The sequence below is a fragment of the Klebsiella sp. BIGb0149 genome (assembly GCF_004362605.1).
In the GTDB taxonomy this organism is placed as follows: Bacteria; Pseudomonadota; Gammaproteobacteria; order Enterobacterales; family Enterobacteriaceae; genus Klebsiella; species Klebsiella terrigena.
Window position 1 is genome coordinate 482,663 of sequence record NZ_SNYG01000003.1, and the last position, 25,370, is coordinate 508,032.

General features: G+C 60.4%; 21 protein-coding genes and 1 pseudogene. 10 read left to right on the forward strand and 12 right to left on the reverse strand.

The features are described from left to right. Positions 1 to 77: 77 nt before the first annotated feature. From catA to EDF75_RS14105, 3 genes are all read right to left on the reverse strand, one after another. Positions 78 to 1,004: a catechol 1,2-dioxygenase gene (catA, locus tag EDF75_RS14095; protein WP_133599864.1), complete on the reverse strand. Its 927-nt coding sequence runs from the start codon at positions 1,002 to 1,004 to the stop codon at positions 78 to 80. Positions 1,005 to 1,079: 75 nt separating this feature from the next. Further along, positions 1,080 to 1,370: a muconolactone Delta-isomerase gene (catC, locus tag EDF75_RS14100; protein ID WP_041145415.1), complete on the reverse strand. Its 291-nt coding sequence runs from the start codon at positions 1,368 to 1,370 to the stop codon at positions 1,080 to 1,082. Between the two features lie 19 nt (positions 1,371 to 1,389). Then, entirely contained in the window at positions 1,390 to 2,508 is a 1,119-nt protein-coding gene (locus EDF75_RS14105; protein WP_133600005.1) for a muconate cycloisomerase family protein, read from the reverse strand. Between the two features lie 252 nt (positions 2,509 to 2,760). Between EDF75_RS14105 and EDF75_RS14110 the strand changes: the two are divergent. Further along, positions 2,761 to 3,647, forward strand: a pseudogene (locus tag EDF75_RS14110) (IclR family transcriptional regulator domain-containing protein). Here EDF75_RS14110 and EDF75_RS14115 read toward each other — a convergent pair. Then, positions 3,642 to 5,141 (reverse strand): MFS transporter, encoded by a 1,500-nt coding sequence (locus EDF75_RS14115; protein WP_133599866.1) that lies wholly within the window; start codon positions 5,139 to 5,141, stop codon positions 3,642 to 3,644. The pseudogene EDF75_RS14110 and the gene EDF75_RS14115 sit on opposite strands and share 6 nt — an antisense overlap. Before the next feature lie 120 nt (positions 5,142 to 5,261). On the opposite strand from EDF75_RS14115, the gene EDF75_RS14120 reads away from it, so the two are divergent. The 6 genes from EDF75_RS14120 to narI all read left to right on the forward strand — a co-directional run bounded on the left by EDF75_RS14120 (position 5,262) and on the right by narI (position 14,236). After that, complete coding sequence (locus EDF75_RS14120) at positions 5,262 to 5,861, forward strand: TetR family transcriptional regulator (protein ID WP_133599867.1); 600 nt, start codon at positions 5,262 to 5,264, stop codon at positions 5,859 to 5,861. Between the two features lie 282 nt (positions 5,862 to 6,143). Further along, positions 6,144 to 7,532 (forward strand): NarK family nitrate/nitrite MFS transporter, encoded by a 1,389-nt coding sequence (locus EDF75_RS14125; RefSeq protein WP_133599868.1) that lies wholly within the window; start codon positions 6,144 to 6,146, stop codon positions 7,530 to 7,532. A gap of 68 nt (positions 7,533 to 7,600) precedes the next feature. Beyond that, a complete protein-coding gene (locus EDF75_RS14130) occupies positions 7,601 to 11,341 on the forward strand; it encodes a nitrate reductase subunit alpha (RefSeq protein WP_133599869.1) in 3,741 nt (1,246 codons plus the stop codon). Further along, on the forward strand, positions 11,338 to 12,864 hold the full coding sequence (narH, locus tag EDF75_RS14135; RefSeq protein ID WP_133599870.1) for a nitrate reductase subunit beta: 1,527 nt from the start codon (positions 11,338 to 11,340) through the stop codon (positions 12,862 to 12,864). Before EDF75_RS14130 ends, narH begins: the two co-directional genes overlap by 4 nt. After that, entirely contained in the window at positions 12,864 to 13,559 is a 696-nt protein-coding gene (gene narW, locus EDF75_RS14140; RefSeq protein WP_133599871.1) for a nitrate reductase molybdenum cofactor assembly chaperone, read from the forward strand. The genes narH and narW overlap by 1 nt, the downstream gene beginning before the upstream one ends. After that, entirely contained in the window at positions 13,556 to 14,236 is a 681-nt protein-coding gene (narI, locus tag EDF75_RS14145) for a respiratory nitrate reductase subunit gamma (RefSeq protein ID WP_133599872.1), read from the forward strand. The genes narW and narI overlap by 4 nt, the downstream gene beginning before the upstream one ends. A 65-nt stretch (positions 14,237 to 14,301) precedes the next feature. On the opposite strand, the gene nhoA is transcribed toward narI, so the two are convergent. The 4 genes from nhoA to EDF75_RS14165 all read right to left on the reverse strand — a co-directional run bounded on the left by nhoA (position 14,302) and on the right by EDF75_RS14165 (position 18,628). Continuing rightward, positions 14,302 to 15,147 (reverse strand): N-hydroxyarylamine O-acetyltransferase, encoded by an 846-nt coding sequence (gene nhoA / locus EDF75_RS14150; RefSeq protein ID WP_133599873.1) that lies wholly within the window; start codon positions 15,145 to 15,147, stop codon positions 14,302 to 14,304. A 79-nt stretch (positions 15,148 to 15,226) separates the two neighbouring features. Then, the gene (locus EDF75_RS14155; protein ID WP_133599874.1) at positions 15,227 to 16,879 is read right to left on the reverse strand and encodes an ABC transporter permease; all 1,653 of its coding nucleotides are present in this window, start codon (positions 16,877 to 16,879) and stop codon (positions 15,227 to 15,229) included. A 79-nt stretch (positions 16,880 to 16,958) separates the two neighbouring features. Beyond that, positions 16,959 to 17,927, reverse strand: coding sequence for an ABC transporter substrate-binding protein (locus EDF75_RS14160; RefSeq protein WP_133599875.1), 969 nt, complete (start codon positions 17,925 to 17,927; stop codon positions 16,959 to 16,961). After that, positions 17,924 to 18,628: an ABC transporter ATP-binding protein gene (locus EDF75_RS14165; RefSeq protein ID WP_166646190.1), complete on the reverse strand. Its 705-nt coding sequence runs from the start codon at positions 18,626 to 18,628 to the stop codon at positions 17,924 to 17,926. The genes EDF75_RS14160 and EDF75_RS14165 overlap by 4 nt, the downstream gene beginning before the upstream one ends. 211 nt (positions 18,629 to 18,839) lie before the next feature. Here EDF75_RS14165 and EDF75_RS14170 point away from each other — a divergent pair, with 211 nt between their 5' ends. Further along, a complete protein-coding gene (locus EDF75_RS14170; RefSeq protein WP_045855270.1) occupies positions 18,840 to 19,421 on the forward strand; it encodes a flavin reductase family protein in 582 nt (193 codons plus the stop codon). A gap of 251 nt (positions 19,422 to 19,672) precedes the next feature. Here EDF75_RS14170 and EDF75_RS14175 read toward each other — a convergent pair whose 3' ends face one another. The 4 genes from EDF75_RS14175 to EDF75_RS14190 form a co-directional block, all read right to left on the reverse strand. Beyond that, the gene (locus tag EDF75_RS14175) at positions 19,673 to 20,113 is read right to left on the reverse strand and encodes a hypothetical protein (protein ID WP_241721546.1); all 441 of its coding nucleotides are present in this window, start codon (positions 20,111 to 20,113) and stop codon (positions 19,673 to 19,675) included. A 237-nt stretch (positions 20,114 to 20,350) separates the two neighbouring features. After that, positions 20,351 to 20,581, reverse strand: coding sequence for a tautomerase PptA (pptA, locus tag EDF75_RS14180; RefSeq protein ID WP_133599877.1), 231 nt, complete (start codon positions 20,579 to 20,581; stop codon positions 20,351 to 20,353). A gap of 68 nt (positions 20,582 to 20,649) precedes the next feature. Next, a complete protein-coding gene (locus tag EDF75_RS14185) occupies positions 20,650 to 21,267 on the reverse strand; it encodes a glutathione S-transferase family protein (protein ID WP_133599878.1) in 618 nt (205 codons plus the stop codon). Positions 21,268 to 21,345: 78 nt separating this feature from the next. Next, positions 21,346 to 22,350, reverse strand: coding sequence for a LacI family DNA-binding transcriptional regulator (locus EDF75_RS14190; protein ID WP_133599879.1), 1,005 nt, complete (start codon positions 22,348 to 22,350; stop codon positions 21,346 to 21,348). A 304-nt stretch (positions 22,351 to 22,654) separates the two neighbouring features. Between EDF75_RS14190 and EDF75_RS14195 the strand changes: the two genes are divergently transcribed. Beyond that, the gene (locus EDF75_RS14195; RefSeq protein WP_133599880.1) at positions 22,655 to 23,851 is read left to right on the forward strand and encodes an L-talarate/galactarate dehydratase; all 1,197 of its coding nucleotides are present in this window, start codon (positions 22,655 to 22,657) and stop codon (positions 23,849 to 23,851) included. 201 nt (positions 23,852 to 24,052) lie between these two features. Beyond that, a complete protein-coding gene (locus EDF75_RS14200) occupies positions 24,053 to 25,363 on the forward strand; it encodes an MFS transporter (RefSeq protein ID WP_133599881.1) in 1,311 nt (436 codons plus the stop codon). Positions 25,364 to 25,370: the final 7 nt, after the last annotated feature.

The following is a 25,370-nucleotide window of genomic DNA, read 5'->3' on the forward strand; positions in this document are numbered from 1 at the left end:
CGGTACGGATTAATTAAGGCGATGGTACCGGTAGCCCGGACAGGGCGCGACGCCGCAGTCCGGGTTAAAAGAGCGGCTTACTCCTGCGCGCGCAGGCGGGTGCCGCGCTGCTCTTCATCGGCGTTTAGCGCCGGGCAGAGGGTGAAATCAAAGCACACTTCGGTATGCGCGCCGTCGAGCTTACGCTGCTGGATAAGCTCGCGATCGGTGATTTTAACCGGGTCGGCGATCAGCCCGTCGCGGGTAGCAAATGCGAAGTCGTCCCACAGGTATTTATCGCCATTGAGGTTAATCTGACTGGTTAAATGCCTGTGGCCCGGAGCCGAAACGAAGAAGTGTATATGCGCCGGGCGATTGCCGTGGCGCCCCAGCTGGTCAAGCAGCTTCTGGGTCGGGCCATCCGGTGGGCAGCCGTAGCCGGAAGGCATGATGCTGCGCACGCTGTAGCGGCCGTCGGCGCCGGTACGAATGCGGCGGCGCAGGTTATACTCCCCCTGGCTCTGGTCGAAGAAGGAGTAATTCCCGAGGGTGTTGGCGTGCCAGATATCGACCACGGCGTTCGCTACCGGGCGCCCCTGGGTGTCGCAAACCTGGCCATGCAGCCACATGACCTCTCCCGCATCTTTGCCGTCATCCATCCGCGCGTAGCCGTCGCTCAGCGGCGCGTTGGCGACGTATAGCGGCCCCTCAATCGTGCGCGGGGTGCCGGTCTCCCGGTGCTGGGCGGCTTCAATAGCGTCCTGGCGCAGGTCGAGGAAGTGCTCGATTCCGAGGCCCGCCGCCAGCAGCGCCGCCTCCTGACGCCCGCCCAGCTCGTGGAGATAGTTCACCGCGTGCCAGAACTCTTCCTGGCTAATATTGTAATCATCGATCAGGGTGCACATATCTTCGAGGATGCGGTGGACGATGGCTTTAAAGCGCTCGTTGCCGCCGGGAACGTTCAGGCCGGCGCTTTCACGTAATAATTTCTGCACGGCTTCTTGTTGTACGAAAGAATTTTTCATAACGATTCTCACTTATTGCTTGCAGCTTATTTGTAGGGTTTACGCCGATATAAACCGGCGCGAGGTTAATTATTATTATTTATCGTCTTCACGAATCGATGATGGATGACGGCAGAGCGCCTCCACGCGTATTTCCATAAACGGGTACAGCGGCAGTCCCATTAATATCTGATGCAGCTCTTCGGCATCCCGCACGTCAAAAATACTGACGTTGGCATACAGCCCGGCGACGCGCCAAATATGCCGCCATTTACCTTCCCGCTGCAGCTGCTGCGAATAGGCCTTTTCGCGCTGCTTGATCTCCTCAATTTCGGCGCCGGGAAACCCCAGCGGAATATTGACGGTCATATCCACTTTGAACAGCATTTCTCTCTCCTGTGCGCGCTTACGCTTTACGGGTATAAAACTGCAGCTTATCTTCATCGAGCTCGACGCCGAGCCCCGGCGCCTGCGGCAGAACGACCTGCCCCTCGGCGAAGGTCAGCGGCACGCTGATGATGTCGTCCTTCAACAGCAGCGGGCCAAACATCTCGGTTCCCCACTGCAGCGGCAGCGTTGACCAGGCGTGCAGCGACGCCACCGTGCCGACGCTCCCTTCCAGCATGGTGCCGCCGTACAGGCCAATGCCCGCCGCCTGCGCCACCCGCGCGAGGGCCAACACGCTGGCCGGACCGCCGGCTTTAGCAATCTTCAGCGCGTAGGCGCCGCTGAATCCCTGCCGGGCCAGGCGGTAGCCGTCATAGTGGGTGGCGACGGCTTCATCCGCGAGGATCGCGGTCTCGACGCGGTGGCTAAGGCGCACCAGGGCAGCGTTATCCTGCGCGCTAACCGGCTGTTCGATAAGGTCGACCCCCATCGCCGCCAGCTCGCGGCAGCCCCTGGCCGCGGCGGTGGCGTCCCACGCCTGGTTGACGTCAACCCGGATGCTGGCCCGGTCGCCCAGCGCCTCGACGATCGCGCGGGTGTGCCTGAGGTCGGTAGCCAGATCCCGGGCGCCAATTTTAAGCTTGAACGCCTGATGGCGGCGTTCGCTCAGCAGCCGTTCGCCTTCGGCAATGTCCTTCGCGGTATCGCCGCTCGCCAGCGTCCACAGCACCGGCAGCGAGGTCTGCAGCGCCCCGCCCAGCAGCGCCGAAACCGGCAGCCCCAGCGCCTTGCCCTGGGCATCGAGCAGCGCGGTCTCAATCGCCGATTTGGCAAAGGTATTGCCTTTAACGGCGCCGTTCATGCGCTCGGTGAGCGCGTTGAGGTTATCCGCCGGCTGGCCCTTGAGCAGCGGCGTCAGATAGTGGGTAATGGCGGAGACGATGGCCTCCGGGCTTTCGACGCCATAGCTCAGGCCACCAATGGTGGTCGCCTCGCCGATCCCACAGATGCCGTCGGAGCGCGTGAGGCGAATAATCACCAGCGTCTGGCAGCCCATGGTGGCCATTGAGAGTTTGTGCGGGCGAATGGTCGGGACATCAACCAGCCAGCTTTCAATGCGTTCTACGGTCGCGGTCATCTTCTGTTCCCAATCGTGAAATAGCCTGACCCGGGCTCGTTCGCGCAGCGCCCGCTGCGGCCCCGGTAAGGTGGCCAGGCGCGGCGGCTGCATAAACGCTATCGGGTATAACTTTTTGTGCCCCCAACCATAACGGGAGGTGACGATGCCTTTGACAATAGGGGGCAGTCACCGGCACGGTCAACGGCGATAATCGAAATGTTGTGCGATTATCGACGCGCTTGTTAAATTGAGGTTAATAATGTGATCCGAGTGGGAAAACGCGCACATTCCGCCGCCCCCCGCTGTGCGCAGGGTATAGTGGTGCCCGCGAGCTTTGTCTTCGAATGGAGAGGAATTCAATGAGCGATAGATCCCCGACCACCCTCAGCGCCAGGCAGGCCGAACACGACCCAAACTTTATGCTGTCGCTGGCGCGCGGGCTGGAGGTGCTCAACGCCTTTACTCCCCAGCGCCAGCGGCTGACCATTTCGCAGCTCAGCCAGAAAACGCAAATTTCTCGCGCCGCCGTGCGCCGCTGCCTCTATACCCTGGCGGCGCTCGGGATGGTGCACAGCCCCGATGGCCGCGGCTACGAGCTGCTGCCGCGCGTGCTGGCGGTAGGCCACGCCTACCTTGCCGGCACTCCGCTGGCAAAAGTGGCGCAGACCGCGCTGGATACGCTGGGCAAAACGCTGGGCGAGTCCTGTTCAGCCGCCACCCTGGATGGGGATAACGTGCTCTATATCGCCAGAGCCGCGATCAACAACCTGCTCAGCGTCGACATCGGGCGCGGCAGCCGCCTGCCCGCCTGGGCCACCTCGATGGGCCGGGTGCTGCTCAGCGCGCTACCGGAAGAACAGCTGGAAGTGACATTGTCACGAGCCGTGCTAATGCGCTACACCCCGCATACGGTCTGCGATCTGCCGGGATTGCGCGAGGAGATTGCCAAAGTCCGCATGCAGGGATACGCGCTTGCGGACAGGCAGATTGAGGTTGGGCTGTGCTCGCTGGCGGTGCCGCTGCTGTCGCGCGGCGGCCAGGTGGTGGCGGCGCTCAACGTTGGCGTGCCTGCGGCCGCGATGAGCGCCGGGGAGCTAAAAGAGCTGGCCCTGGCGCCGCTGCGCCGGGCCGCCATGGAGCTCTCTCTCCAGCTATAGGACGTCACTCACCGGCGGCGCCTTCGCGAGGCTGCGCCAGATCCCCATTGCCAGCAGCAGCAGCAGGACGCCGGCGGTCGCCAGGACGATACTGTGGGCGCTGATAAACGCCGTTTTGGCCGCCTCAACCAGCGCATGGGCCGGAATAGCGGGCATCGACTGGGCCAGATTTATCGCCTCGCTGATCGAGGATGCGGCCTGCTCCGCCGCGCCGCCGTCAATACCGTTCGGTAATACAATCGACGCGCCGTAGCTGCGGGTCAGGATCAGGCCAAAGAGCGCTATGCCCAGCCCGGCGCCGAGCTCATAGGCCATCGTTTCAATCGCTCCCGCCGCGGCCGCCTTCTCTTTTGGCGCGGCGGCCATAATCGCCGAGCTGGAGGCCAGCAGCGCGCTGGCAACGCTGAAGCCCAGCATCGTCATCAGCCCCCACGCCAGCCACGGCTGGCTGCTAAAGTCGGTCATCGACAGCCCGAGGAAGCTGAACGCGCTGAGCAGCATCCCGCCGGTGGCGACCTGACGCAGGCCGAGGCGCGAGACCATCATCCCGGCAATCGGCCCGCTAAATCCGCTGGCCACCATCAGCGGCAGCATAAACAGCCCGGCCTCGAACGGCGTTTTACCGTGCACAAACTGTAGCTCCTGCGCCATCAGCAGTTCGAAACCCACCAGCGTAATCAGCGCCGTCATCGCCATCATCACGCCGCTTAGAATAATGCGGTGCGTGAAGAGGCGCATATCCACCATCGGCCTCGCCGATGAGAGCTGCCGGCGTACGAAGGAGAACAGCATCCCCGCCCCGGCAAGAGCCACCAGCCCGGTGATCCACAGCTCAAGCTGCCCTTTCAGCGCCGTTTTGGCGCTAAAGACCAGCATCAGGATCGCCGCGATCAGCATCAGCGCCTGCAGCATATTCAACGGCTGCTCGCGTCGCGCGGGCTGGCGCGGCACCATTCGCGCGCTGAAGGCCATAACCACCAGCACGATGGGAACGTTGAGCAGGAAGACCGATCCCCAGTAGAAGTGCTCCAGCAGCATTCCGCCCACCAGCGGGCCGAAAGCCGCACCGCCGGAGCCAATCGCCGCCCACAGGCCCAGCGCCATGTTGCGGTGGCGGGCTTCGGCGAAGGTGTTACGAATGCCGGCCAGCGTCGCCGGGACGATCATCGCGGCGCCGATGGCCAGCAGCGCCCGGGAGGCAATCAGCGCCATCGCGCTGGGGGAAAAGGCCGCCGCCAGCGACGCGACGCCGAAAATCCCGCTGCCGAGCAGCAGCAGGCGCTTAAAGCCAATTTTGTCGCCCAGCGCGCCCATCGGCAGCACCATTCCGGCCATCACTAATGAATAGATATCAATGATCCACAGCAGCTCATTGCTGCTGGTTCCCAGCGATACGCTAAGCGTTGGCGCCGCCACGTGCAGCACCGTGGCATCGATCGCCACTGGAAGATAAACCAGCAAAATCGCTATAAGCGTTAACCATTGCCGAGACATACTACATTTCCTCAATTAACTAAATTGGACACGCGTCCAGGAATGCGATCCTGCCGGATTGTTGAACGACTGTCCAACTTTTTGTTACTATCGATGAAAACCACTCTGCGGCGGGAGCATATGAACTATTTAAGTCGGGAAGATCGGCGGGAAGTTATCCTGCAGGCGGCGATGCGCGTGGCCCTGCGCGGCGGCCTTGGCGCAATGACCGTTCGGCAGATAGCCGGCGAAGCCGGCGTCGCCACCGGGCAGCTGCACCACCACTTCACCTCCATCGGCGAGCTGAAGGCCCACGCCTTCGTCCAGCTGATTCGGGATATGCTGGCCATCCAGCTGGTTGACGATGCGGCGAGCTGGAACGAGCGCCTGTTTTCAATGCTCGGCAGCGAAGATGGCCGGCTGGAGCCCTACATTCGCCTGTGGCGCGAGGGGCAGCTGCTTTCCAGCAGCGACAGCGACATCAAAGCGGCCTACCTGCTCACCATGAGCCTGTGGCACGACGAGACGGTCAACATTATTCAGCGCGGAACCGCGGCCGGGGAGTTTCATCCCGGCGACAGCGCGGAGAATATTGCGTGGCGGCTCATCGCCCTCGTCTGCGGATTAGACGGTATTTACGCGCTGGGAATGAAGGAGATTGATGACGCCGCCTTTAGTCGATATATAAACTATTATATAACGATGGAACTTCTACGTTCGCCTGAAAAGCCCCAGACCTGACGCCCCGCCGCCGCCTGCGGGAGGCGGCGTAGACCTTTCACCCGACGAGGCTCTTCTGTGGAAGCGGCCGCAAGCCCCTTAACTTCACAACTATTTTACATTTTGTAACAAATAACAACCCTCTATTCACAGCGTGTTTTCTTCTGCCGCGCTTTTTTTATCTATTCTTTCAAACATTACAATAATTAAAACGACCAGCCTTCATAACAACCGCTGTTTTATTTTCTATTTTCCGCTTTTCCGATCTCTATTTTCTTTGGTTACGGTGCAATCGAGGGCAATATGTCAACTAAAAATGAGAAAGATAATCATTACCTTTTAAAAGACTGGCGACCCGAAAACCCGGCATTTTGGGAAAACAAAGGCAAAAAGATCGCGCGAAGAAATCTTTGTATTTCAGTTACCTGCCTGCTACTCGCCTTCTGCGTCTGGATGTTATTTAGCGCAGTAGCAGTCAATCTTAATAAAGTCGGATTTAATTTCACTACCGACCAGCTGTTTTTATTAACCGCCCTTCCTTCGCTTTCCGGGGCAATATTACGCGTGCCCTATTCGTTTATGGTGCCAATATTTGGCGGACGCTACTGGACGGTGATCAGTACCGTTATATTAGCGATCCCGTGCCTGTGGCTCGGTTTCGCGGTGCAGGACCCGGCGACGCCGTACTGGATATTTATCGCCATCGCCCTGCTGTGCGGTTTCGCCGGCGCCAACTTTGCCTCCAGCATGGGCAATATCAGCTTTTTCTACCCGAAGGCTAAGCAGGGCAGCGCGCTCGGCGTTAACGGCGGGCTGGGCAACCTCGGGGTCAGCGTGATGCAGCTGCTGTCGCCTATTTTCGTGTTCCTGCCGCTGTTTACCTTCCTCGGCGTGCGCGGCACCGAACAGCCGGATGGTTCGATCCTCTGGCTCGGCAACTCGCCGCTGATCTGGGTTCCCCTGCTGCTGATTGCCACCGCCGCCGCCTGGTTCGGCATGAACGATATCGCCGGTTCCAAAACGTCAATTCGCGACCAGCTGCCGGTGCTAAAACGTCCGCATATGTGGCTGTTGAGCCTGCTGTACCTGGCGACCTTCGGCTCGTTTATCGGCTTCTCCGCCGGCTTTGCGATGCTGGCAAAAACGCAGTTCCCGGACGTCAATATCCTGCAGCTGGCCTTCTTCGGGCCGTTTATCGGCGCCCTGGCCCGTTCGTTTGGCGGCATTATCTCAGACCGCCTCGGCGGGGTTAACGTGACGCTTGCCAACTTTGTCCTGATGGCGCTGTTTACCGGCCTGCTGTTTCTCACCCTGCCGGGCTCCGGCTCCGGCAGCTTCCTCGCCTTTTACGTGGTGTTTATGGGGCTGTTCCTGACCGCCGGCCTCGGCAGCGGCTCCACCTTCCAGATGATCGCCGTGATCTTTCGCCAAATCACCGTCGATAGCGTCAAAAAACGCGGCGGGACCGACGAACAGGCCCAGCATGAGGCGGTGACCGATACCGCCGCCGCACTCGGCTTTATCTCCGCCATTGGCGCGGTTGGGGGCTTCTTCATCCCCAAAGCCTTTGGCACCTCGCTGGCCATGACCGGCTCTCCGGTCGGCGCCATGAAGATCTTTTTTGTGTTTTACGTGGTTTGCGTGCTGGTGACCTGGCTGGTCTACGGGCGCCGCAGGCCGGCAACGAAATAAACAGAACAAGAAATACATGTTGAGCAGTGTAACCACGGGGGCGCAATCCCCCGTCAGGAGATAATGTCATGAGCAAACTACTGGATCGCTTTCGCTACTTTAAGCAAAAAGGCGAAAGCTTTGCCAACGGCCACGGCCAGGTGTACAACACCAACCGTGACTGGGAGGATAGCTACCGTCAGCGCTGGCAGTTCGATAAGATTGTCCGCTCCACGCACGGCGTAAACTGTACAGGCTCATGTAGCTGGAAGATCTACGTTAAAAACGGGCTCGTCACCTGGGAAACCCAGCAGACCGACTATCCCCGCACCCGTCCTGACCTGCCGAACCACGAGCCGCGCGGCTGCCCGCGCGGCGCCAGCTACTCGTGGTACCTCTACAGCGCCAACCGCCTGAAGTACCCGCTGGCGCGCAAGCGGCTGATTGAGCTGTGGCGCGAAGCGCTGACGCAGCACCCGGACCCGGTGAACGCGTGGAACAGCATCATGCAGGACCGGCAAAAATGCCTGAGCTACAAGCAGGCCCGCGGCAAAGGCGGATTCATTCGTTCGACCTGGAAAGAGCTCAACCAGCTGATCGCCGCCGCCAACGTCTGGACCATTAAAAACTACGGCCCGGACCGCGTGGCCGGCTTCTCGCCCATTCCGGCAATGTCGATGGTCTCCTACGCCGCCGGTACCCGCTATCTGTCGCTGATCGGCGGAACCTGCCTGAGCTTCTATGACTGGTACTGCGACCTGCCGCCCGCCTCGCCGATGACCTGGGGCGAGCAGACCGACGTGCCGGAATCCGCCGACTGGTACAACTCCAGCTACATTATCGCCTGGGGCTCTAACGTCCCGCAGACCCGTACGCCGGACGCCCACTTCTTCACCGAAGTGCGCTACAAAGGCACCAAAACCATCGCCATCACCCCGGACTATTCGGAAGTCGCCAAGCTCTGCGATCAGTGGCTGGCGCCGAAACAGGGTACCGACAGCGCGCTGGCGATGGCGATGGGTCACGTGATCCTCAAGCGCTTCCACCTCGATAGCCCCAGCGATTACTTCCTCAACTACTGTCGCCACTACACCGATATGCCGATGCTGGTGATGCTCGACAGGCGCGACGACGGCAGCTGGGTGCCCGGGCGCATGCTGCGCGCTTCGGACCTGCTGGACGGGCTGGGCGAAAGCAACAACCCGGAGTGGAAAACCGTCGCCTTCAACGCCGAAGGGGAGCTGGTGGCGCCCAACGGCTCGATCGGCTTTCGCTGGGGCGAAAAAGGCAAGTGGAACCTCGAGCAGCTGGCGGCCGGCAGGGAGACCGAGCTGCGGCTCTCCCTGCTGGATATCAAGGATTCCGTCGCCGCGGTGGGCTTCCCCTACTTTGGCGGTAACGAAAACCCGCACTTTCGCAGCGTGAAGCAGGAGCCGGTGCTCATCCATCAGCTGCCGGTGAAGCAGCTGGCGCTGGCAAACGGTGAAAGCGGCCTGGTGGCCAGCGTTTACGATCTGGTGCTCGCCAACTATGGCCTCGATCGCGGCCTCGATGACGCCAACGCGGCGCAGGATTTTGACGATCTTAAGGCCTACACCCCGGCCTGGGCCGAGCAGATCACCGGCGTGTCGCGCCGACACATCGAGCAGATCGCCTGGGAGTTCGCCGATACCGCGCATAAGACCCACGGGCGCTCGATGATTATCCTCGGCGCCGGCGTCAACCACTGGTATCACATGGATATGAACTACCGGGGGATGATCAACATGCTGGTGTTCTGCGGCTGCATCGGGCAGAGCGGCGGCGGCTGGTCGCACTACGTAGGTCAGGAGAAGCTGCGCCCGCAAACCGGCTGGCTGCCGCTGGCCTTCGCCACCGACTGGAACCGCCCGCCGCGCCAGATGAACAGCACCTCTTATTTCTACAACCACTCCAGCCAGTGGCGCTACGAAAAGCTCACCGCCCAGGAGCTGCTGTCGCCGCTGGCCGACGCCAGCCGCTTTAGCGGCCACCTGATTGATTTCAACGTCCGCGCCGAGCGCATGGGCTGGCTGCCGTCGGCGCCGCAGCTGAGCGTCAACCCGCTGACCATTAAGCAGCAGGCCGATTCCGCCGGACTCTCTCCCGCCGACTTCACCGCCCAGGCGCTGAAATCCGGCGATATCCGCTTTGCCAGCGAGCAGCCGGATAACGGCAAAAATCATCCACGAAACATGTTTATCTGGCGCTCCAACCTGCTGGGCTCGTCCGGGAAAGGCCACGAGTACATGCTCAAATATCTGCTGGGTACCGACAGCGGTATTCAGGGCGATGAGCTGGGGGCAACGGACGAGGTGAAGCCGGAAGAGGTGGAGTGGCAGACCGCCGCCATTGAGGGCAAGCTCGACCTGCTGGTGACCCTCGATTTTCGCATGTCGAGCACCTGTCTGTTCTCCGATATCGTTCTGCCGACCGCCACCTGGTATGAAAAAGACGATATGAATACCTCGGATATGCATCCGTTTATCCATCCGCTCTCCGCCGCCGTTGACCCGGCCTGGGATGCGAAAAGCGACTGGGAAATCTACAAAGATATCGCTAAGGCCTTCTCCGAGGTCTGCGTCGGCCATCTGGATAAAGAGACCGACGTGGTGCTGCTGCCGCTGCAGCACGACTCCCCGGGGGAGCTGTCGCAGCCTTTTGACGTCTTCGACTGGCACAAGGGCGAGTGCGATCTTATCCCCGGGAAAACCGCCCCGACCATCGCCGTGGTTGAGCGCGACTACCCGGCGACCTGGGAGCGCTTCACCTCCCTTGGCCCGCTGCTCGACAAGCTGGGCAACGGCAGCAAGGGGATTTCGTGGAACACCCAGGATGAGGTCGATTTCCTCGGCAAGCTGAACTACGTCAAGCTCGACGGCCCGGCCAAAGGTCGTCCGCGTATCGACAGCGCGATTGACGCCAGCGAGGTGATCCTCAGCCTGGCGCCGGAGACCAACGGCCAGGTGGCGGTGAAGGCCTGGCACTCCCTCGGCGAGTTTACCGGGCGCGATCACACCCACCTGGCGCTCAACAAAGAGGATGAGAAGATCCGCTTTCGCGATATCCAGGCCCAGCCGCGCAAAATCATCTCCAGCCCCACCTGGTCCGGCCTTGAGAGCGAGCACGTGTCGTACAACGCCGGCTATACCAACGTGCATGAGCTGATCCCGTGGCGCACGCTCTCCGGCCGCCAGCAGCTCTATCAGGATCACCCGTGGATGCGCGCCTTCGGCGAAAGTCTGGTGGTCTATCGACCGCCGATAGATACCCGCAGCGTCAGCCATATGAAGGAGATCCCGCCCAACGGCTTCCCGGAAAAAGCGCTCAACTTCCTGACGCCGCACCAGAAATGGGGCATCCACTCCACCTACAGCGAAAACCTGCTGATGCTGACCCTGTCGCGCGGCGGACCGATCGTCTGGCTCAGCGAAGCCGACGCTAAGGAGCTGGGAATTGAGGATAACGACTGGATTGAGGCGTTCAACGCCAACGGCGCCCTCACCGCCCGCGCGGTGGTCAGCCAGCGCGTGCCGCCCGGAATGACCATGATGTACCACGCCCAGGAGCGAATCATGAACATTCCGGGTTCTGAAGTCACCGGCAGGCGCGGCGGGATCCATAACTCCGTCACCCGTATCTGCCCGAAACCGACCCATATGATCGGCGGCTACGCGCAGCTGGCCTACGGCTTTAACTATTACGGCACCGTCGGCTCTAACCGCGACGAGTTCATCATGATTCGCAAAATGAAAAACATTAACTGGCTGGATGACGAAGGTCGCGATCAGGTACAGGAGGCGAAAAAATGAAAATACGCTCACAGGTCGGGATGGTGCTGAACCTCGACAAATGCATTGGCTGTCATACCTGTTCGGTCACCTGTAAGAACGTCTGGACCGGGCGCGAAGGCATGGAGTACGCCTGGTTTAACAACGTCGAAACCAAGCCCGGCATCGGCTATCCGAAAAACTGGGAAGACCAGGAGGAGTGGCAAGGCGGCTGGATCCGCGGGATCACCGGCAAGCTCACGCCGCGCCTCGGCAGCCGCGTCGGCGTGCTGTCTAAAATCTTCGCCAACCCGGTGCTGCCGGGGATCGACGACTATTACGAGCCCTTTACCTACGACTATCAGCATCTGCACACCGCCCCCGAAGGCCAGCACCTGCCCACCGCCCGCCCGCGCTCGCTGATCAGCGGCAAGCGGATGGATAAAATCACCTGGGGCCCCAACTGGGAGGAGCTGCTCGGCGGCGAGTTTGAAAAGCGCGCCCGCGATCGCAACTTCGAGGCGATGCAGAAAGAGATGTACGGCCAGTTTGAAAACACCTTCATGATGTATCTGCCGCGCCTGTGTGAGCACTGCCTCAACCCGAGCTGCGCCGCCACCTGCCCGAGCGGCGCCATCTACAAGCGTGAAGAAGACGGCATCGTGCTGATCGACCAGGACAAGTGCCGCGGCTGGCGCATGTGCATCAGCGGCTGCCCGTACAAAAAAATCTACTTCAACTGGAAAAGCGGCAAGTCGGAAAAATGCATCTTCTGCTATCCGCGCATCGAATCCGGCCAGCCGACGGTGTGTTCGGAGACCTGCGTCGGGCGTATCCGCTATCTCGGGGTGCTGCTGTATGACGCGGACCGCATCGAAGAAGCGGCCAGCACCGAGCATGAAACCGACCTCTACGAACGTCAATGCGACGTATTTCTTGACCCGCACGATCCGGCGGTAATTGAGGAGGCCCTGAAGCAGGGGATCCCGCATAACGTCATCGACGCCGCGCAGAAATCACCGGTCTATAAGCTGGCGATGGACTGGAAGCTGGCGCTGCCGCTGCATCCGGAATACCGCACGCTGCCGATGGTCTGGTACGTGCCGCCGCTGTCGCCGATCCAGTCGGTTGCCGACGCCGGCGGCCTGCCGAACAACGGCAGCATTCTGCCGGCGGTCGAAAGCCTGCGTATTCCGGTGCAGTATCTGGCCAACCTGCTGAGCGCCGGTGACACCGGGCCGGTGCTGCGCGCCCTGAAGCGTATGATGGCGATGCGCCACTACAAGCGCTCCCAAACCGTAGAAGGCGTCACCGATACCCGCGCCATCGAAGAGGTCGGCCTCAGCGTCGAGCAGGTAGAGGATATGTACCGCTACCTGGCGATCGCCAACTACGAAGACCGCTTCGTGATCCCCACCAGCCATCGCGAAATGGCGGAGGACGCCTTCCCGGAAAAAAACGGCTGCGGCTTCACCTTCGGCGACGGCTGTCACGGATCGGATACCAAATTCAACCTGTTTAACAGCCAGCGCATCGATGCGATCAATATCGGGGAGAGAGACTAATGCGCATCCTCAAGGTAATCGGTCTGCTGCTGGAGTACCCGGACGCCGTGCTGTGGGACAACCGCGAGGAGGCGCTGGCGCTGGTCAGCGCCGATGCGCCGGCCCTGCTGGCGTTTGTTGAACCGCTGCTGGGTGCGCCGCTGCTCGACCGTCAGGCCGAGTGGTGCGAAGTCTTTGAACGCGGGCGCGCCACCTCGCTGCTGCTGTTTGAGCACGTGCACGCGGAGTCCCGCGATCGTGGTCAGGCGATGGTCGACCTGATGAATCAGTACGAACAGGCCGGCCTGCAGATCGACTGCCGCGAGCTGCCGGACCATCTACCGCTGTATCTGGAGTATCTCAGCACCCTGCCGGCGGAGGGCAGCCGCGAAGGATTGCAGAACGTCGCGCCGATTCTGGCGCTGCTCGGCGGGCGGCTGAAGCAGCGCCAGTGCGAGTATTATCAGCTATTTGACGTGCTGCTGGCGCTGGCAGGCAGCAAACTCAACAGTGACAGTGTCACTAAGCAGGTGGCGGGTGAAAAGCGCGATGATACCCGCCAGGCGCTGGATGCGGTGTGGGAAGAGGAGCAGGTGAAATTTATCGAAGATAAAGCCACCGCCTGCGACAGCTCCCCGCTGCAAAACTATCAACGACGCTTTAGCCAGGACGTCGCGCCGCAGTACGTCGACGTCCGTGCCGGAGGCCCGAAATGATACAGTATCTCAACGTCTTTTTTTACGATATCTACCCCTACCTCTGCGGCACGGTGTTTGTGCTCGGCAGCTGGCTGCGCTACGACTACGGCCAGTACACCTGGCGCGCCTCCTCGAGCCAGATGCTCGACAAGCGCGGTATGGTGCTGTGGTCAAACCTGTTCCACATCGGCATCCTCGGCATCTTCTTCGGCCACCTCTTCGGCATGCTGACGCCGCACTGGGTCTACTCGTGGTTCCTGCCGATGTCGCAAAAGCAGCTGATGGCGATGATCCTCGGCGGCGCCTGCGGCGTGCTGACGCTTATCGGCGGCGCGGGCCTGCTGGTCCGCCGCCTGACCAACCCGCGCATTCGCGCGACCTCGTCGACGGCGGATATTCTGATCCTCAGCATCCTGCTGATTCAGTGCCTTCTTGGCCTGACGACGATCCCCTTCTCCGCCCGGCATCCGGACGGCAGCGAGATGCTCAAACTGGTGGACTGGGCGCAGGCGGTGGTGACCTTCCACGCCGGCGCTTCGGCGCATCTTGACGGCGTGGCGATTATCTACCGCGTCCATCTGGTGCTGGGGATGACTATTTTCCTGATATTCCCGTTCACCCGCCTGGTCCACGTCTGGAGCGCGCCGATCGAGTACCTGACCCGCCGCTACCAGGTGGTGCGTTCAAGGCGCTGAGTCTCTCTCACGGGAGAGCAGCAGCGTTAAGCGCCGGCAGCAATGCCGGCGCTTAAACGACATCGCTATTTACCCGCATCCGGATGGGTGTCGAACGCCGCCATCACCGCCGCGAGTTCCGCCTCGCTAAAGCCGTGCTTCGCGTCGTTCACCCCGAGGCCAAATCGCGTTTGCAGCGTTTCATACAGCGCGGCGACGTCGGGCAGATCGACCTTCTCCACCACCCGGCTGTTATCCCAGTGGGTGAAGTGGAAGTTGGTTAAGGTCATCTTCCCGCCGTCAGTCAGGTGGCGGCACAGCAGAAGGTGGTGGCGGAAATGCGACTGCGGCCAGTGGGCCGACCAGAAATTACCCATCACGTAATCGGCGGCAAACTGACGGCCTAAATCGAAATGGTACATCGACTGCCAGTGCTCATGATGGCTGAACTGCAGCGTCCAGCTCTCGCCTTCATGCAGCAGACGGTAGGTGCCGTGCGGAGTTTGCTGGGGAACGTCCGCCAGCAGCCTGATAGGCGCCGTCAGCGTTTGTCCGCCGAAGCCGACGTCGGCAATCCAGCGCTCGCCCTCCACCTCAACCAGCAGCAGGCGGTGGGTTCGCGGCGGCATCTGCGGCGGATTCGCCAGCACCACGCGCCCCAGCAGGCTGCGTACCGAGAAGCCAATTTCACTCAACGCCCGCTCGAGCAGGCCGTTCTGCTCGAAGCAGTAGCCGCCGCGGCGGGCGTTAATCAGCTTCTCCTCCAGCGACCGATCGTCGAGATGAATCTCCCGCGGCAGCAGAACGTCGAGGTTCTCAAACGGGATCGCGCTGTTGTGGTGGATATGCAACGTCCGCAGGGTGTTAATCGAGGCATCAGGGGTTCCCGTCCAGCCCAGACGAGAAAAATAGGCGCGTAAAAATGGGCTCATCAATGTCTCCAGCATTCGGTGTGCGTCATTTATAGCGTATTTTTCCCGTCCCACCGGTATTTTTGTGCGATCCTGCGGCTCAGCGCGCGCTGCGCTGCATCAGCGCCAGGGCGCTCAGCATCAGCGTCAGACCGGTCAGCAGGGTCAGCGTCGCCATCGCCATGCCCTGTCCCGCCGAACCCTGCTCAAACTGACGCCAGATAAACACCGCCACGGTCTGGGTGCCCGCCGGAGCCAGCAGCAGGGAGGTCACCAGCTCCCGCGAAGCGACCGCAAACACCATCAGCATCGCCGCCAGCAGCGCCGGAAACACCAGCGGCAGGACGATCAGGCGCAGCGCCTGCAGCGGCGAGGCGCCGTGCACCCTGGCCGCCGGTTCCAGATTATTACCGAGCTGGCGCAGGGCGCTGCCCACGTAGCGCACCGGCCACGGCAGCAGCAGGCAGCAGTAGGAGAGCAGCAGCATAAACCAGGTGTTATACGGCGAAACCGGCCAGAACGGGCGGTTCCACAGCAGAATCAGCCCCACCCCGACCACCACGCCGGGCAGCGCCGCCGGCATCAGCGACAGCGCATCGACAATGGCGCTACCCCTTATTTTTCGGATCAGCACCAGCCACGCCGCCACCAGCCCCAGCAGGCCAACAATCAGCGCCGAAGCCAGCGCCAGCGAAAGGCTGGTCCCCAGCGCCGAAAGCGCGTCGCCCTGCTGGTTAAACAGCGCGATAAAGTGGTTAAAGGTAAAATTATCCGCGCTGATTCCGCCCGACAGCGTGCCCATCAGGCTGGTGACCACCGTCGACGCCACCGGCAGCACCACCGCCAGCCCGGCGACCGTCGCCATCAACAGCAGCGCCGGGAGGGTAAACCAGCCCGCCGTCGCCCCGCTATTTTCACCCGGTTTGCCGGTCACGCTGGTCACTTCTTTATCCCCCACCAGCCGGCGCTGCAGCCACCAGGCCAGCAGCGCGACGACGATCAGCAGCAGCGAGAGCAGCGACGCGCCGTTGAGATCGATGGGCCAGTCGGCGAGCTTCTTCTCGATCCCGACGGTCAGCATCACCACGCCCGCCCGGGAGCCCAGCGCCGCAGGAACGCCGTACTCCTCAATCGCCAGGGTAAACGCCAGCAGCATGCCCGCCGCCAGCGCCGGAGAGAGCATCGGCAAGGTAATATGCCAGAAGGCGCGCCAGGCGCTGGCGCCGTGCACCCGCGCCACGATAGCCAGCCGCTGCCCGCTCGCCAGCAGGCTGCGGGAGACGGCAAAATAGACCACCGGGAAAATATTCAGCGCCATCACCAGCACGATCCCGCTGCGGCTGAACAGCAGGTCGTTGAGATCCCAGCCGGTGAGCTGCTGCAGATAGCCGTTGCTTTGCAATACCAGCATCCACGACAGGGCGGCGATATAGGGCGGCGTGAGAAAAGGAATTAAGAACAGCAGGTCCCAAAGGCGCGGCAGCGGCAGGTTGAACAGCCCGCGCAGCACGCCGAGCGGGAGCCCGATGGCGACGCTGACCAGCGCCACGCCGCAGGCAATCCACAGGGTGCCGCCGAGCATCGCCGGCAGCTGCGGGTCGGCAAACAGCGTCGCGACGCCGCTAAAGGCCCCGGCCAGCGAACCGGCGCTGAAGTGGGGAAATATCGCCTGTAAGACGATAAAAAACAGCGGCAGCGCCACCAGCACCAGCAGCGCCGCTAGCGTAGCGCCAGAAATAAGTTTTTGATTCACCGTATGTACCTGCAAGCGAGGGATTCCCCCCGCCGCGCTCGGGCCAACGTCAGGCCGGCACGGCAAGGGGAAAGGCAGATTACTGCGCGAAGAGCGTGTTGAAGCGGGCCAGCACCGCGCGGCGTTCGCTGCTGCCGTCGCCGCTGGTCGGCAGGACCTTCAGCTCGTTAAGCAGCGGGCGCTTCGCCGGGACGTCGGACCGCGCCGGCATCAGCCAGGCATCGGCCACCATCGCCTGACCTTCCGGCGACAGGACGTAGTCGACAAAGGCTTTGGCATCATCAGCGTGCTGGGTCGTTTTCAGGATCATCATCGGGCGCGGCGCAATCACCGTTCCGCTGGCCGGGAAAATCACCTTCAGCGATTCGCCCTGGCTAATATTGCCGTAAGAGACGTAGTCCACCGCGCCGAATACCGCCGCTTTTGCGCCCTGCATCACCGGCGTCACCGCCTGCGCATTCGGCCCGCTGACCACCATCCCGTTCTTTTTCAGCGCATCGAACAGCGCCCAGGCCTTATCGCCCATCCCGTTCTGCAGCCCGATCAGCAAATCCAGGGATGCGCCGGACAGCGCCGGGTCCGGGGTGGTCACCTTATCCTTAAACGCCGCTTCCGTCAGGTCGCGCCACTCCTTCGGCTCCGGCGTGCCGCTTTTGCTGTTCCAGACGATCCCCAGCGCCGAAATGCCCTGCGCCACGTAGTCAGCCGATTTCAGATTGGCCGGGACCTTATCGGCGTTGGTGCTTTGATAGGCCAGCAGCCAGCCGCGGGCATGGAGATCTTCCGCGGTGTCCCACGAGGCGGAGATCAGCACGTCCGCCTGCGGGTTGGCCTGCTCGGCCTCAAGGCGTGCCATCACCTTGCCGGTGGTGGCCTGGAAGATATTGACCTTCACGCCGGTTTTCTTTTCGTAACCGCTGGCGAGACCTTTCGCCAGCGTGCCGGGACCGGCGGTGTAAACGGTTAGCGCGTGGGCGCTGGAGATCATCGTGGCCGACAGCATCATCGCGAGCGCTGCTCCTTTCTTAAAGGTCATAACGGATTTCATGCGGGTTCCCCTGAGGATGAAGTAACAATGCGGACGGCAGCAACGCTGCCCGCCGATAAATGCACAATGCGGTCAGCCAGCAGCTCCGCTTCGCGGCGGTCGTGGGTGACGTAGACGGCGGTGATGCCAAGCTGGCGCAGCAGACGGCTCATCTCGATGCACAGCGACTCGCGCAGCTCGCTGTCAAGGTTGGAGAGCGGTTCATCAAACAGCAGCACGCGAGGTTCGGCGACAATGGCCCGCGCCAGGGCGACGCGCTGCTGCTGCCCGCCGGACAGGCCGGAGGGTTTACGCTCGGCGAAGCCGGTCAGCCCGACCCGCGCCAGCGCGGCGTTGACCCGCGTCTGGCGTTCGCCGCGCGGCACCCCGCGCATGCGCAGCGGAAAAGCGATGTTTTGCGCCACGGTCATGTGCGGCCACAGGGCGTAATCCTGGAAAACCATGCCGATATCGCGCTGCTCCGGGGCCATCCCCCAGCCGGCTTTCGCCACCAGGCGGTCGCCAAAGCGGATCTCGCCGCTGGCGGGAACAGTGAGCCCGGCCAGCAGGCGCAGCAGCGTGCTTTTGCCGCAGCCGGATGGCCCCAGCAGCGCGACGATGCTGCCCGCTTCGATATGCAGATCGATATTAGTGAGAACGGTGTTGGCGCCGAAAGCGAATGAAACGCCGTCAAGCTTGATGCCGGTAAGCGCGCGCATTATCGCCCTCCCCGTTGGGAAAGCGATGCTCTACCGGCGGTTGAAACCCGCCGGGCGGCGCCCACCTGCGATAAATACAGGGGAGCTAACATGTTGTTATCCTCTTTGGGACTTAGTGCCGCCAACTATAGGGAGCCTGGATGACGTATTGATTACATTTTCATTGCGGCTTAACGTGTTGTCTGGCATCAGACCCATTTACCAAGGAACGCATATGAGCCGCTTTCGCCACGTCGAACTTCAGTACGCCAGTCGCCTGCTCAATCACGGCCCCACCATTCTGATAACCAGCTACGACGCTCAGTCCGGGCGCCGCAACGTGATGGCCGCCGCGTGGTCGATGCCGGTGGAGTTCGCGCCGCCCCGCGTCGCCATCGTGGTCGATAAGAGCGCCTGGACGCGGGAGATAATTGAGCGCAACGGAACCTTCGGCATCGTGGTGCCGGGCGTGGCCGCCGCCAGCTGGACCTACGCGGTCGGCAGCATCAGCGGGCGCGATGAGGATAAGTTCAACGCCTACGGCATTCCGGTGGTGAACGGTCCGGAGCTAGGCCTGCCGCTGATTGAGGAGAAGTGCCTGGCGTGGATGGAGTGTCGGCTGCTGCCGCCCACCGCCGCTCAGGAGCAGTACGATACCCTGTTTGGCGAAGTGGTTTCCGCCGCCGCCGATGAGCGGGCTTTCGTCACCGGACGCTGGCAGTTCGACGATGATAAGCTCAATACGCTGCATCATCTCGGCACCGGCAACTTTGTCGCCAGCGGCCGGCACGTGCGGGCGAACACGCCGGAAGAGTAGCCGTCATGCACGGCAGGAGCGAACGGCCCGCCGCCGGAGGTAGCGGGCGGGCTACGCCCGCTACGAGTACAGTTAATCTGCCGAAGGAATGAAAAAGAGGCCTTCGGTAGCCAATCGGGCGATTGGCCACAGGATGCTCGATACCCAGTAGATCCTGAACGCGGATATGGTGCTTTATCGTCAATACTGCAGCTCTAAATTTTACAATCTCCCCTTATCCATGAGCGCGTATTCATGCCGTAGTTCTATACTTATTTCAAGGCGTAGCAGTCAAGGACACGCCCCGCGAAATGAACCAGGCTCACTGCATAAAAAATATAACACACGATAAATATTGGCGATTTTTTAATGATCATTACCGGAGATGCCCTCTCTTTTTCAACGGACTGTAGTTCATAAAGCCTGGCCATCCGGGTATCACCGGAAAGAGATGCCTCAATTTTATTCTCGATATCTTTTTTTATTTGTCTAAATGTACGCTTATCACAAGCCTCATCGTTAATGAGAAAAACGAAAATAAGTAATAATGAAAGAGCGGCTATCATCTGAATCCAGGGAGCGTTAACCCCCCAACAGCCGAGCGTTGCGGTAAATAACCATATTCCCTGGATGTTTGACTGATACCTAAAGTTATTAATATTTTTATTATAAAAAGCAATATCCATTACTACTCTTGCATTTTCAACCGACACGTTTACCACTCCTTTTATAAGATAAGAAACAACCTAAACAAACACCCAGAAAATATAACTGCCATTACTTTCTAAATCCATATTATTTTTTATTATTTATATTTAGAAAAACTTAATTTATTTTAAATGGAGTGAAGCAAGAGACGTCAGAAAGATAAACGGTAATGCGGAGGCAGTGATGATATTTTAGCGCGCTCCGGAAGGCAGCCTTTACGATACCGCCTTCCGGGACAGGGTTTACGACATGCTGTAACCGGGCTTTTTAATCAGCTGCTCCATCTGCGGGGCGATTTCGCTGTCCCACACCTGCTGCCAGTCGCTCGGGTCAACCTGCTTCAGGGCCACGCTCACCGAGCCGTCCTTACTGTTCAGGTGCTGCACCAGTACGGCGGCGATATCGGCGGCCAGCGCCGCTTTTTGCTCATCATTCAGCTCGCGAGGAAAACACTTAATATCAACATGCGGCATAGCGGACTCCTTATTGTCAGAACGATAAAACTACCACAGCCCGGGCGCGCCGGTTTTCATTTTGTGCTTTAAATCAGCTCGTTGCGCCGCAGCACCGCCTCCAGCTCGGCGCGTTGATATACCGCATCCGCGACGGCGAAGAATTTCGGCGTGTGCGCTTCAAACCACTCCCGCCCCGGCCCCCACGAACACATGACCGCAATATAGCAGTCCAGCAGGCTTATCCGTTCGCCCAGCGCGTAGGGCCCGGCGACGAGCTGCGGCTCCAGCCACAGGTAGAGCGACCGGCGATAGTTCACGCAGTTTTCCCGCAGCTGCTGCGGGGCATCCGCCGTCCAGCGCTCGGGGTAATCCGCATAGGTGAAGGTGGGATAGACGTTGGCGACCAGCCAAATCAGCAGGTGCTGGAACCGATGGCGCTGCGGCGTCCCGGGCTCTGGCGCGAGATCCGGCCGCTGGTCGAGGATCGTTAAGGCCATCGCGGCGGATTCGCTCATCACGCTGCCGTCCGCCAGCTTAAAGGTGGGTACCTGACACAGCGGGTTTATCTGCATCAGGCTGTCACGCTGGGGTCCGGGTTTATCAAAACCCTCAACGTTAACAAAGTGGTACGGGATTTCGGCCAGCGTCAGCATCAGCTCGCTGATTGCCGACCCCCAGCCCGGTACGCCATAGACGGTGATCATGTTCGGCCTCCACGGTAAACGTCGGGTGTCGGGTGAAAGCCGGAAAAAATGTCCGTCGCGCGCTATTTAACGGCGTGCCTACGCCGACTCTCGCTCCAGCAAATGATAGCCCAGATCGATAATTGCTTCCCCTTCCCCCACGCCTTCAATGCGGTCGGCGAGGAGGGTTGCCGCACGTTCGCCAATCGCATGGCGATCGACGCTGACGGTGGTAATCGCCGGTCGGTTGCTGGCGGCAAAATCCAGATCGCCGAAACCCATCACCGCTAAATCCTTCGGCACGCGCAGGCCGCGGCTTTCGGCCTCCATTATCGCCCCCTGCGCCAGGGTATCGGAACTGCAGACGATAATATCGAACTCGCCGGCGTCAAGCAGCTGGGCCAGGCCGCTGCGTCCCAGCGCCAGCGAGGCCGGAAGCGGCACCGCCACCTGAGGCACATCGCTCATACCGCCTTTGACCAGCCGGGTGCACAGCCCCTGCTTACGCAGCGCCGCTCGCGCATCCCCTGCCCACAGCAGCCCCGGGCGCCGGTAGCCCTTGTGCAGCAAAAATTCGCCTATCGTCTCGCCAACTTTCTCATGTGAAAAGCCCACCAGCATATCCAGCGGCGTTGGGGTCAGATCCCAAATCTCCACCACCGGAATGGCGGCGTTGAGGATGGTTCTCTTTAGCGCCGGCGCATGCTGAATGCCGGTCAGCACGACCCCGTCCGGGCGACGGGAGAGCAAGGTTGCCACCAGCTCCGCTTCGGTCTCCCGACTGTAGCCCGCAACGCACAGCAGCATATGGTAGCCGCGCGCCGCGAGGGTATCGCTCAGCGCCTGGATGGTGTCGACAAACATATTGTTGTTGATTTGCGGAACCACGACGGCAATCAGCCGGCTGCGGCGCGAAGCCAATCCGCCGGCCAGCGCATTGGGAATGTAGCCCGTGGCCTGCACCGCCTGCAGCACCTTTTCCACCGTTTTAGGCCGCACCAGCTGCGGCGTATTCAGCGCCCGACTGACCGTCATGGATGATAAACCCGCCGTGCGGGCAACATCATCCAGCGTCGGCACGCGCGTCGGTTTTCTGCTTTTCACGGCTAAGCCCCTGTGTTGAGTCGTTCCCAGCGGGCATTATTGATGATGCCCCAGCCAATTGCCAGCACCCGCCCGCGCATCCGCATGAGAATCAACAACCTGAGAGATAAAATGTTATCGCTATCATTAATATTTGTGCTATTTCACAGACTGTTTTGGATCGTGATGTCACCTGCATAATTTTACCACTAATAACCTAAAGTTGTGATCGTTTGTACAAATTAAACGCACTCCTGTGGTCGAAACGCAAAAGCTGGATTAGAAATGTTAGCGCAAACATTTTATAAATCGTAAGGAACATGCCATGACCACCAGCGCCAATTCCAGCTCCGTGACCTACGCCAAAACCACCGGCGTCAAAACCGCCGCCGAAACCGGCGACCGCATTGAGCACGTTAAGCTCTCCCTGGCCTTTCTCCCCTTAGCCACGCCGGTCAGCGATGCCAAAGTCCTCACCGGGCGGCAAAAACCGCTCACCGAAGTCGCGATTATTATCGCCGAAATCCGCTCCCGCGACGGTTTCGAAGGGGTAGGCTTTAGCTATTCCAAGCGCGCGGGAGGCCAGGGAATTTACGCTCACGCCAAAGAGATTGCCGATAACCTGCTTGGCGAAGATCCCAACGATATCGACAAGATCTACACCAAACTGCTGTGGGCGGGCGCCTCCGTCGGGCGCAGCGGCATGGCGGTACAGGCCATCTCTCCGCTTGATATTGCCCTGTGGGATATGAAAGCCAAACGCGCCGGACTGCCGCTGGCGAAGCTGCTCGGCGCCCACCGTGATTCGGTACAGTGCTACAACACCTCCGGCGGCTTCCTGCATACGCCGCTGGAACAGGTGCTGAAGAACGTCGCTATCTCCCGGGAAAACGGCATCGGCGGGATCAAGCTGAAGGTGGGCCAGCCGAACACCGCCGAGGATATCCGTCGCCTGACGGCGGTGCGTGAAGCGCTGGGCCCGGATTTCCCGCTGATGGTTGACGCCAACCAGCAGTGGGACCGGGAAACCGCCATTCGCATGGGGCGCAAAATGGAGCAGTTTAACCTGATCTGGATTGAGGAGCCGCTCGACGCTTACGACATTGAAGGCCACGCGCAGCTGGCCGCCGCGCTGGACACGCCGATTGCGACCGGGGAGATGCTGACCAGCTTCCGCGAACACGAACAGCTGATCCTCGGCAACGCCTGCGACTTCGTGCAGCCGGACGCCCCGCGCGTCGGCGGTATCTCCCCCTTCCTCAAGATTATGGATCTGGCGGCGAAGCATGGCCGCAAGCTGGCCCCGCATTTTGCAATGGAAGTGCATCTGCACCTCGCCGCCGCCTACCCGCTCGAGCCCTGGCTGGAGCATTTCGAGTGGCTGAACCCGCTGTTTAACGAGCAGCTTGAGCTACGCGACGGGCGGATGTGGATTTCTGAACGCCACGGGCTGGGCTTCACCCTGAGTGAACAGGCGCGCCGCTGGACCCAGCACAGCTGCGAGTTTGGCCAGCGCCCCTGATGCTTGTGCCGGCTATTTTCCCGGACCGGGAGCGAACGTGCCGGGTCCGGGCTGGCGGATAATCGATTCCTCCACCATCCCGTAGTCCGGTCAGCTTATGACCGGGGATATGTTATTAACGACCGGCGGGAACACCCTTGTCGCCCCTCCCGCCCCTGACTCGCTGTACCCACATACCCAACCCTGCAATGGAGTTGAAAAGTGAATACACCAATAAAACGCAGCAACGTGCGTTACGGTATTTTATTATTTCTTTTTTTGGCTACCGTATTTAATTATGCCGACCGCGCGACGCTATCGGTCGTCGCACCGATTATGAGTAAGGAACTAGGATTCGACCCGGAAGCTATGGGTCTGGCTTTTTCCGTCTTTGGTATTTCTTATGTGATAATGCAAATTCCCGGCGGCTGGCTGCTGGATAAATACGGTTCGCGGCTGGTATATGGCTGCGCGCTGATCGGCTGGTCGGTAGTGACTATGTTCCAGGGGACGATCTTTCTGTTTGCCAGCCCGCTGGTGGTGCTGGTTATTCTGCGTCTGATGATGGGCGCGATAGAAGCCCCGGCCTTCCCCGCCAACAGCCGCCTCAGCGTGCAGTGGTTCCCGAATAAAGAGCGCGGGTTTGTCACCTCGGTATATCAGGCGGCGCAGTATATCTCCCTGGGTATTATCACGCCGCTCATGACGATCATCCTGCATAATTTAAGCTGGCATTATGTCTTCTATTATATTGGCGCCATCGGGGTGGTCCTGGGGATATTTTGGCTGGTTAAGGTCAAGGACCCTTTGCATCATCCGAAAATAAACCAGCAGGAGCTTGAATATATTCGCGAGGGCGGCGGCGAACCGGAATTAGGCAGCCAAAAAACGCAGCACAAATTAACCCTCGCGCAGATCAAAAGCGTGTGCGTAAACCGCATGATGATCGGCGTCTATATCGGCCAGTTCTGCGTCACCTCGATTACCTGGTTCTTCCTGACATGGTTCCCGACCTACCTCTATCAGGCGAAGGGGATGTCGATACTGAAAGTCGGTTTTGTCGCCAGTATTCCGGCGATTGCCGGGTTTATCGGCGGCCTGCTCGGCGGGCTATTTTCCGACTGGATCCTTAAGCGCGGCTATAGTCTGACCACTGCCCGCAAGATACCGGTGATCTGCGGTATGCTGCTCTCCTGCGTCATCGTCGTCGCTAACTATACCGCTTCTGAGGTGGTGGTTATCGCCGCCATGAGCCTGGCCTTCTTTGCAAAAGGCTTTGGCAATCTCGGCTGGTGTATCCTCAGCGATACGTCGCCCAAGGAGATGCTGGGCATCGCCGGCGGGGTCTTCAATATGTGCGGTAACCTCGCGAGCATCATCACGCCGCTGGTCATTGGGATCATTATTGCCAATACCCACTCGTTTGATTACGCCATTCTGTACGTCGGCTCGATGGGCGTACTCGGTCTGCTCTCCTATCTGTTTATTGTCGGGCCGCTGGATCGCATCAACCTGACGCCTCGCGCGGCCTGATTACCTA

Excerpts from the sequence above, each read along its gene's own strand:
- narI (WP_133599872.1), top strand. The coding sequence starts at position 13,556 with ATGATACAGTATCTCAACGTCTTTTTTTACGATATCTACCCCTACCTC.
- catA (WP_133599864.1), bottom strand. The coding sequence starts at position 1,004 with ATGAAAAATTCTTTCGTACAACAAGAAGCCGTGCAGAAATTATTACGT.
- EDF75_RS14115 (WP_133599866.1), bottom strand. The coding sequence starts at position 5,141 with ATGTCTCGGCAATGGTTAACGCTTATAGCGATTTTGCTGGTTTATCTT.
- EDF75_RS14185 (WP_133599878.1), bottom strand. The coding sequence starts at position 21,267 with ATGATCACCGTCTATGGCGTACCGGGCTGGGGGTCGGCAATCAGCGAG.
- EDF75_RS14120 (WP_133599867.1), top strand. The coding sequence starts at position 5,262 with ATGAACTATTTAAGTCGGGAAGATCGGCGGGAAGTTATCCTGCAGGCG.
- EDF75_RS14170 (WP_045855270.1), top strand. The coding sequence starts at position 18,840 with ATGAGCCGCTTTCGCCACGTCGAACTTCAGTACGCCAGTCGCCTGCTC.
- nhoA (WP_133599873.1), bottom strand. The coding sequence starts at position 15,147 with ATGAGCCCATTTTTACGCGCCTATTTTTCTCGTCTGGGCTGGACGGGA.
- narW (WP_133599871.1), top strand. The coding sequence starts at position 12,864 with ATGCGCATCCTCAAGGTAATCGGTCTGCTGCTGGAGTACCCGGACGCC.
- EDF75_RS14195 (WP_133599880.1), top strand. The coding sequence starts at position 22,655 with ATGACCACCAGCGCCAATTCCAGCTCCGTGACCTACGCCAAAACCACC.
- EDF75_RS14105 (WP_133600005.1), bottom strand. The coding sequence starts at position 2,508 with ATGACCGCGACCGTAGAACGCATTGAAAGCTGGCTGGTTGATGTCCCG.
- EDF75_RS14125 (WP_133599868.1), top strand. The coding sequence starts at position 6,144 with ATGTCAACTAAAAATGAGAAAGATAATCATTACCTTTTAAAAGACTGG.
- EDF75_RS14160 (WP_133599875.1), bottom strand. The coding sequence starts at position 17,927 with ATGAAATCCGTTATGACCTTTAAGAAAGGAGCAGCGCTCGCGATGATG.
- pptA (WP_133599877.1), bottom strand. The coding sequence starts at position 20,581 with ATGCCGCATGTTGATATTAAGTGTTTTCCTCGCGAGCTGAATGATGAG.
- EDF75_RS14130 (WP_133599869.1), top strand. The coding sequence starts at position 7,601 with ATGAGCAAACTACTGGATCGCTTTCGCTACTTTAAGCAAAAAGGCGAA.
- catC (WP_041145415.1), bottom strand. The coding sequence starts at position 1,370 with ATGCTGTTCAAAGTGGATATGACCGTCAATATTCCGCTGGGGTTTCCC.
- narH (WP_133599870.1), top strand. The coding sequence starts at position 11,338 with ATGAAAATACGCTCACAGGTCGGGATGGTGCTGAACCTCGACAAATGC.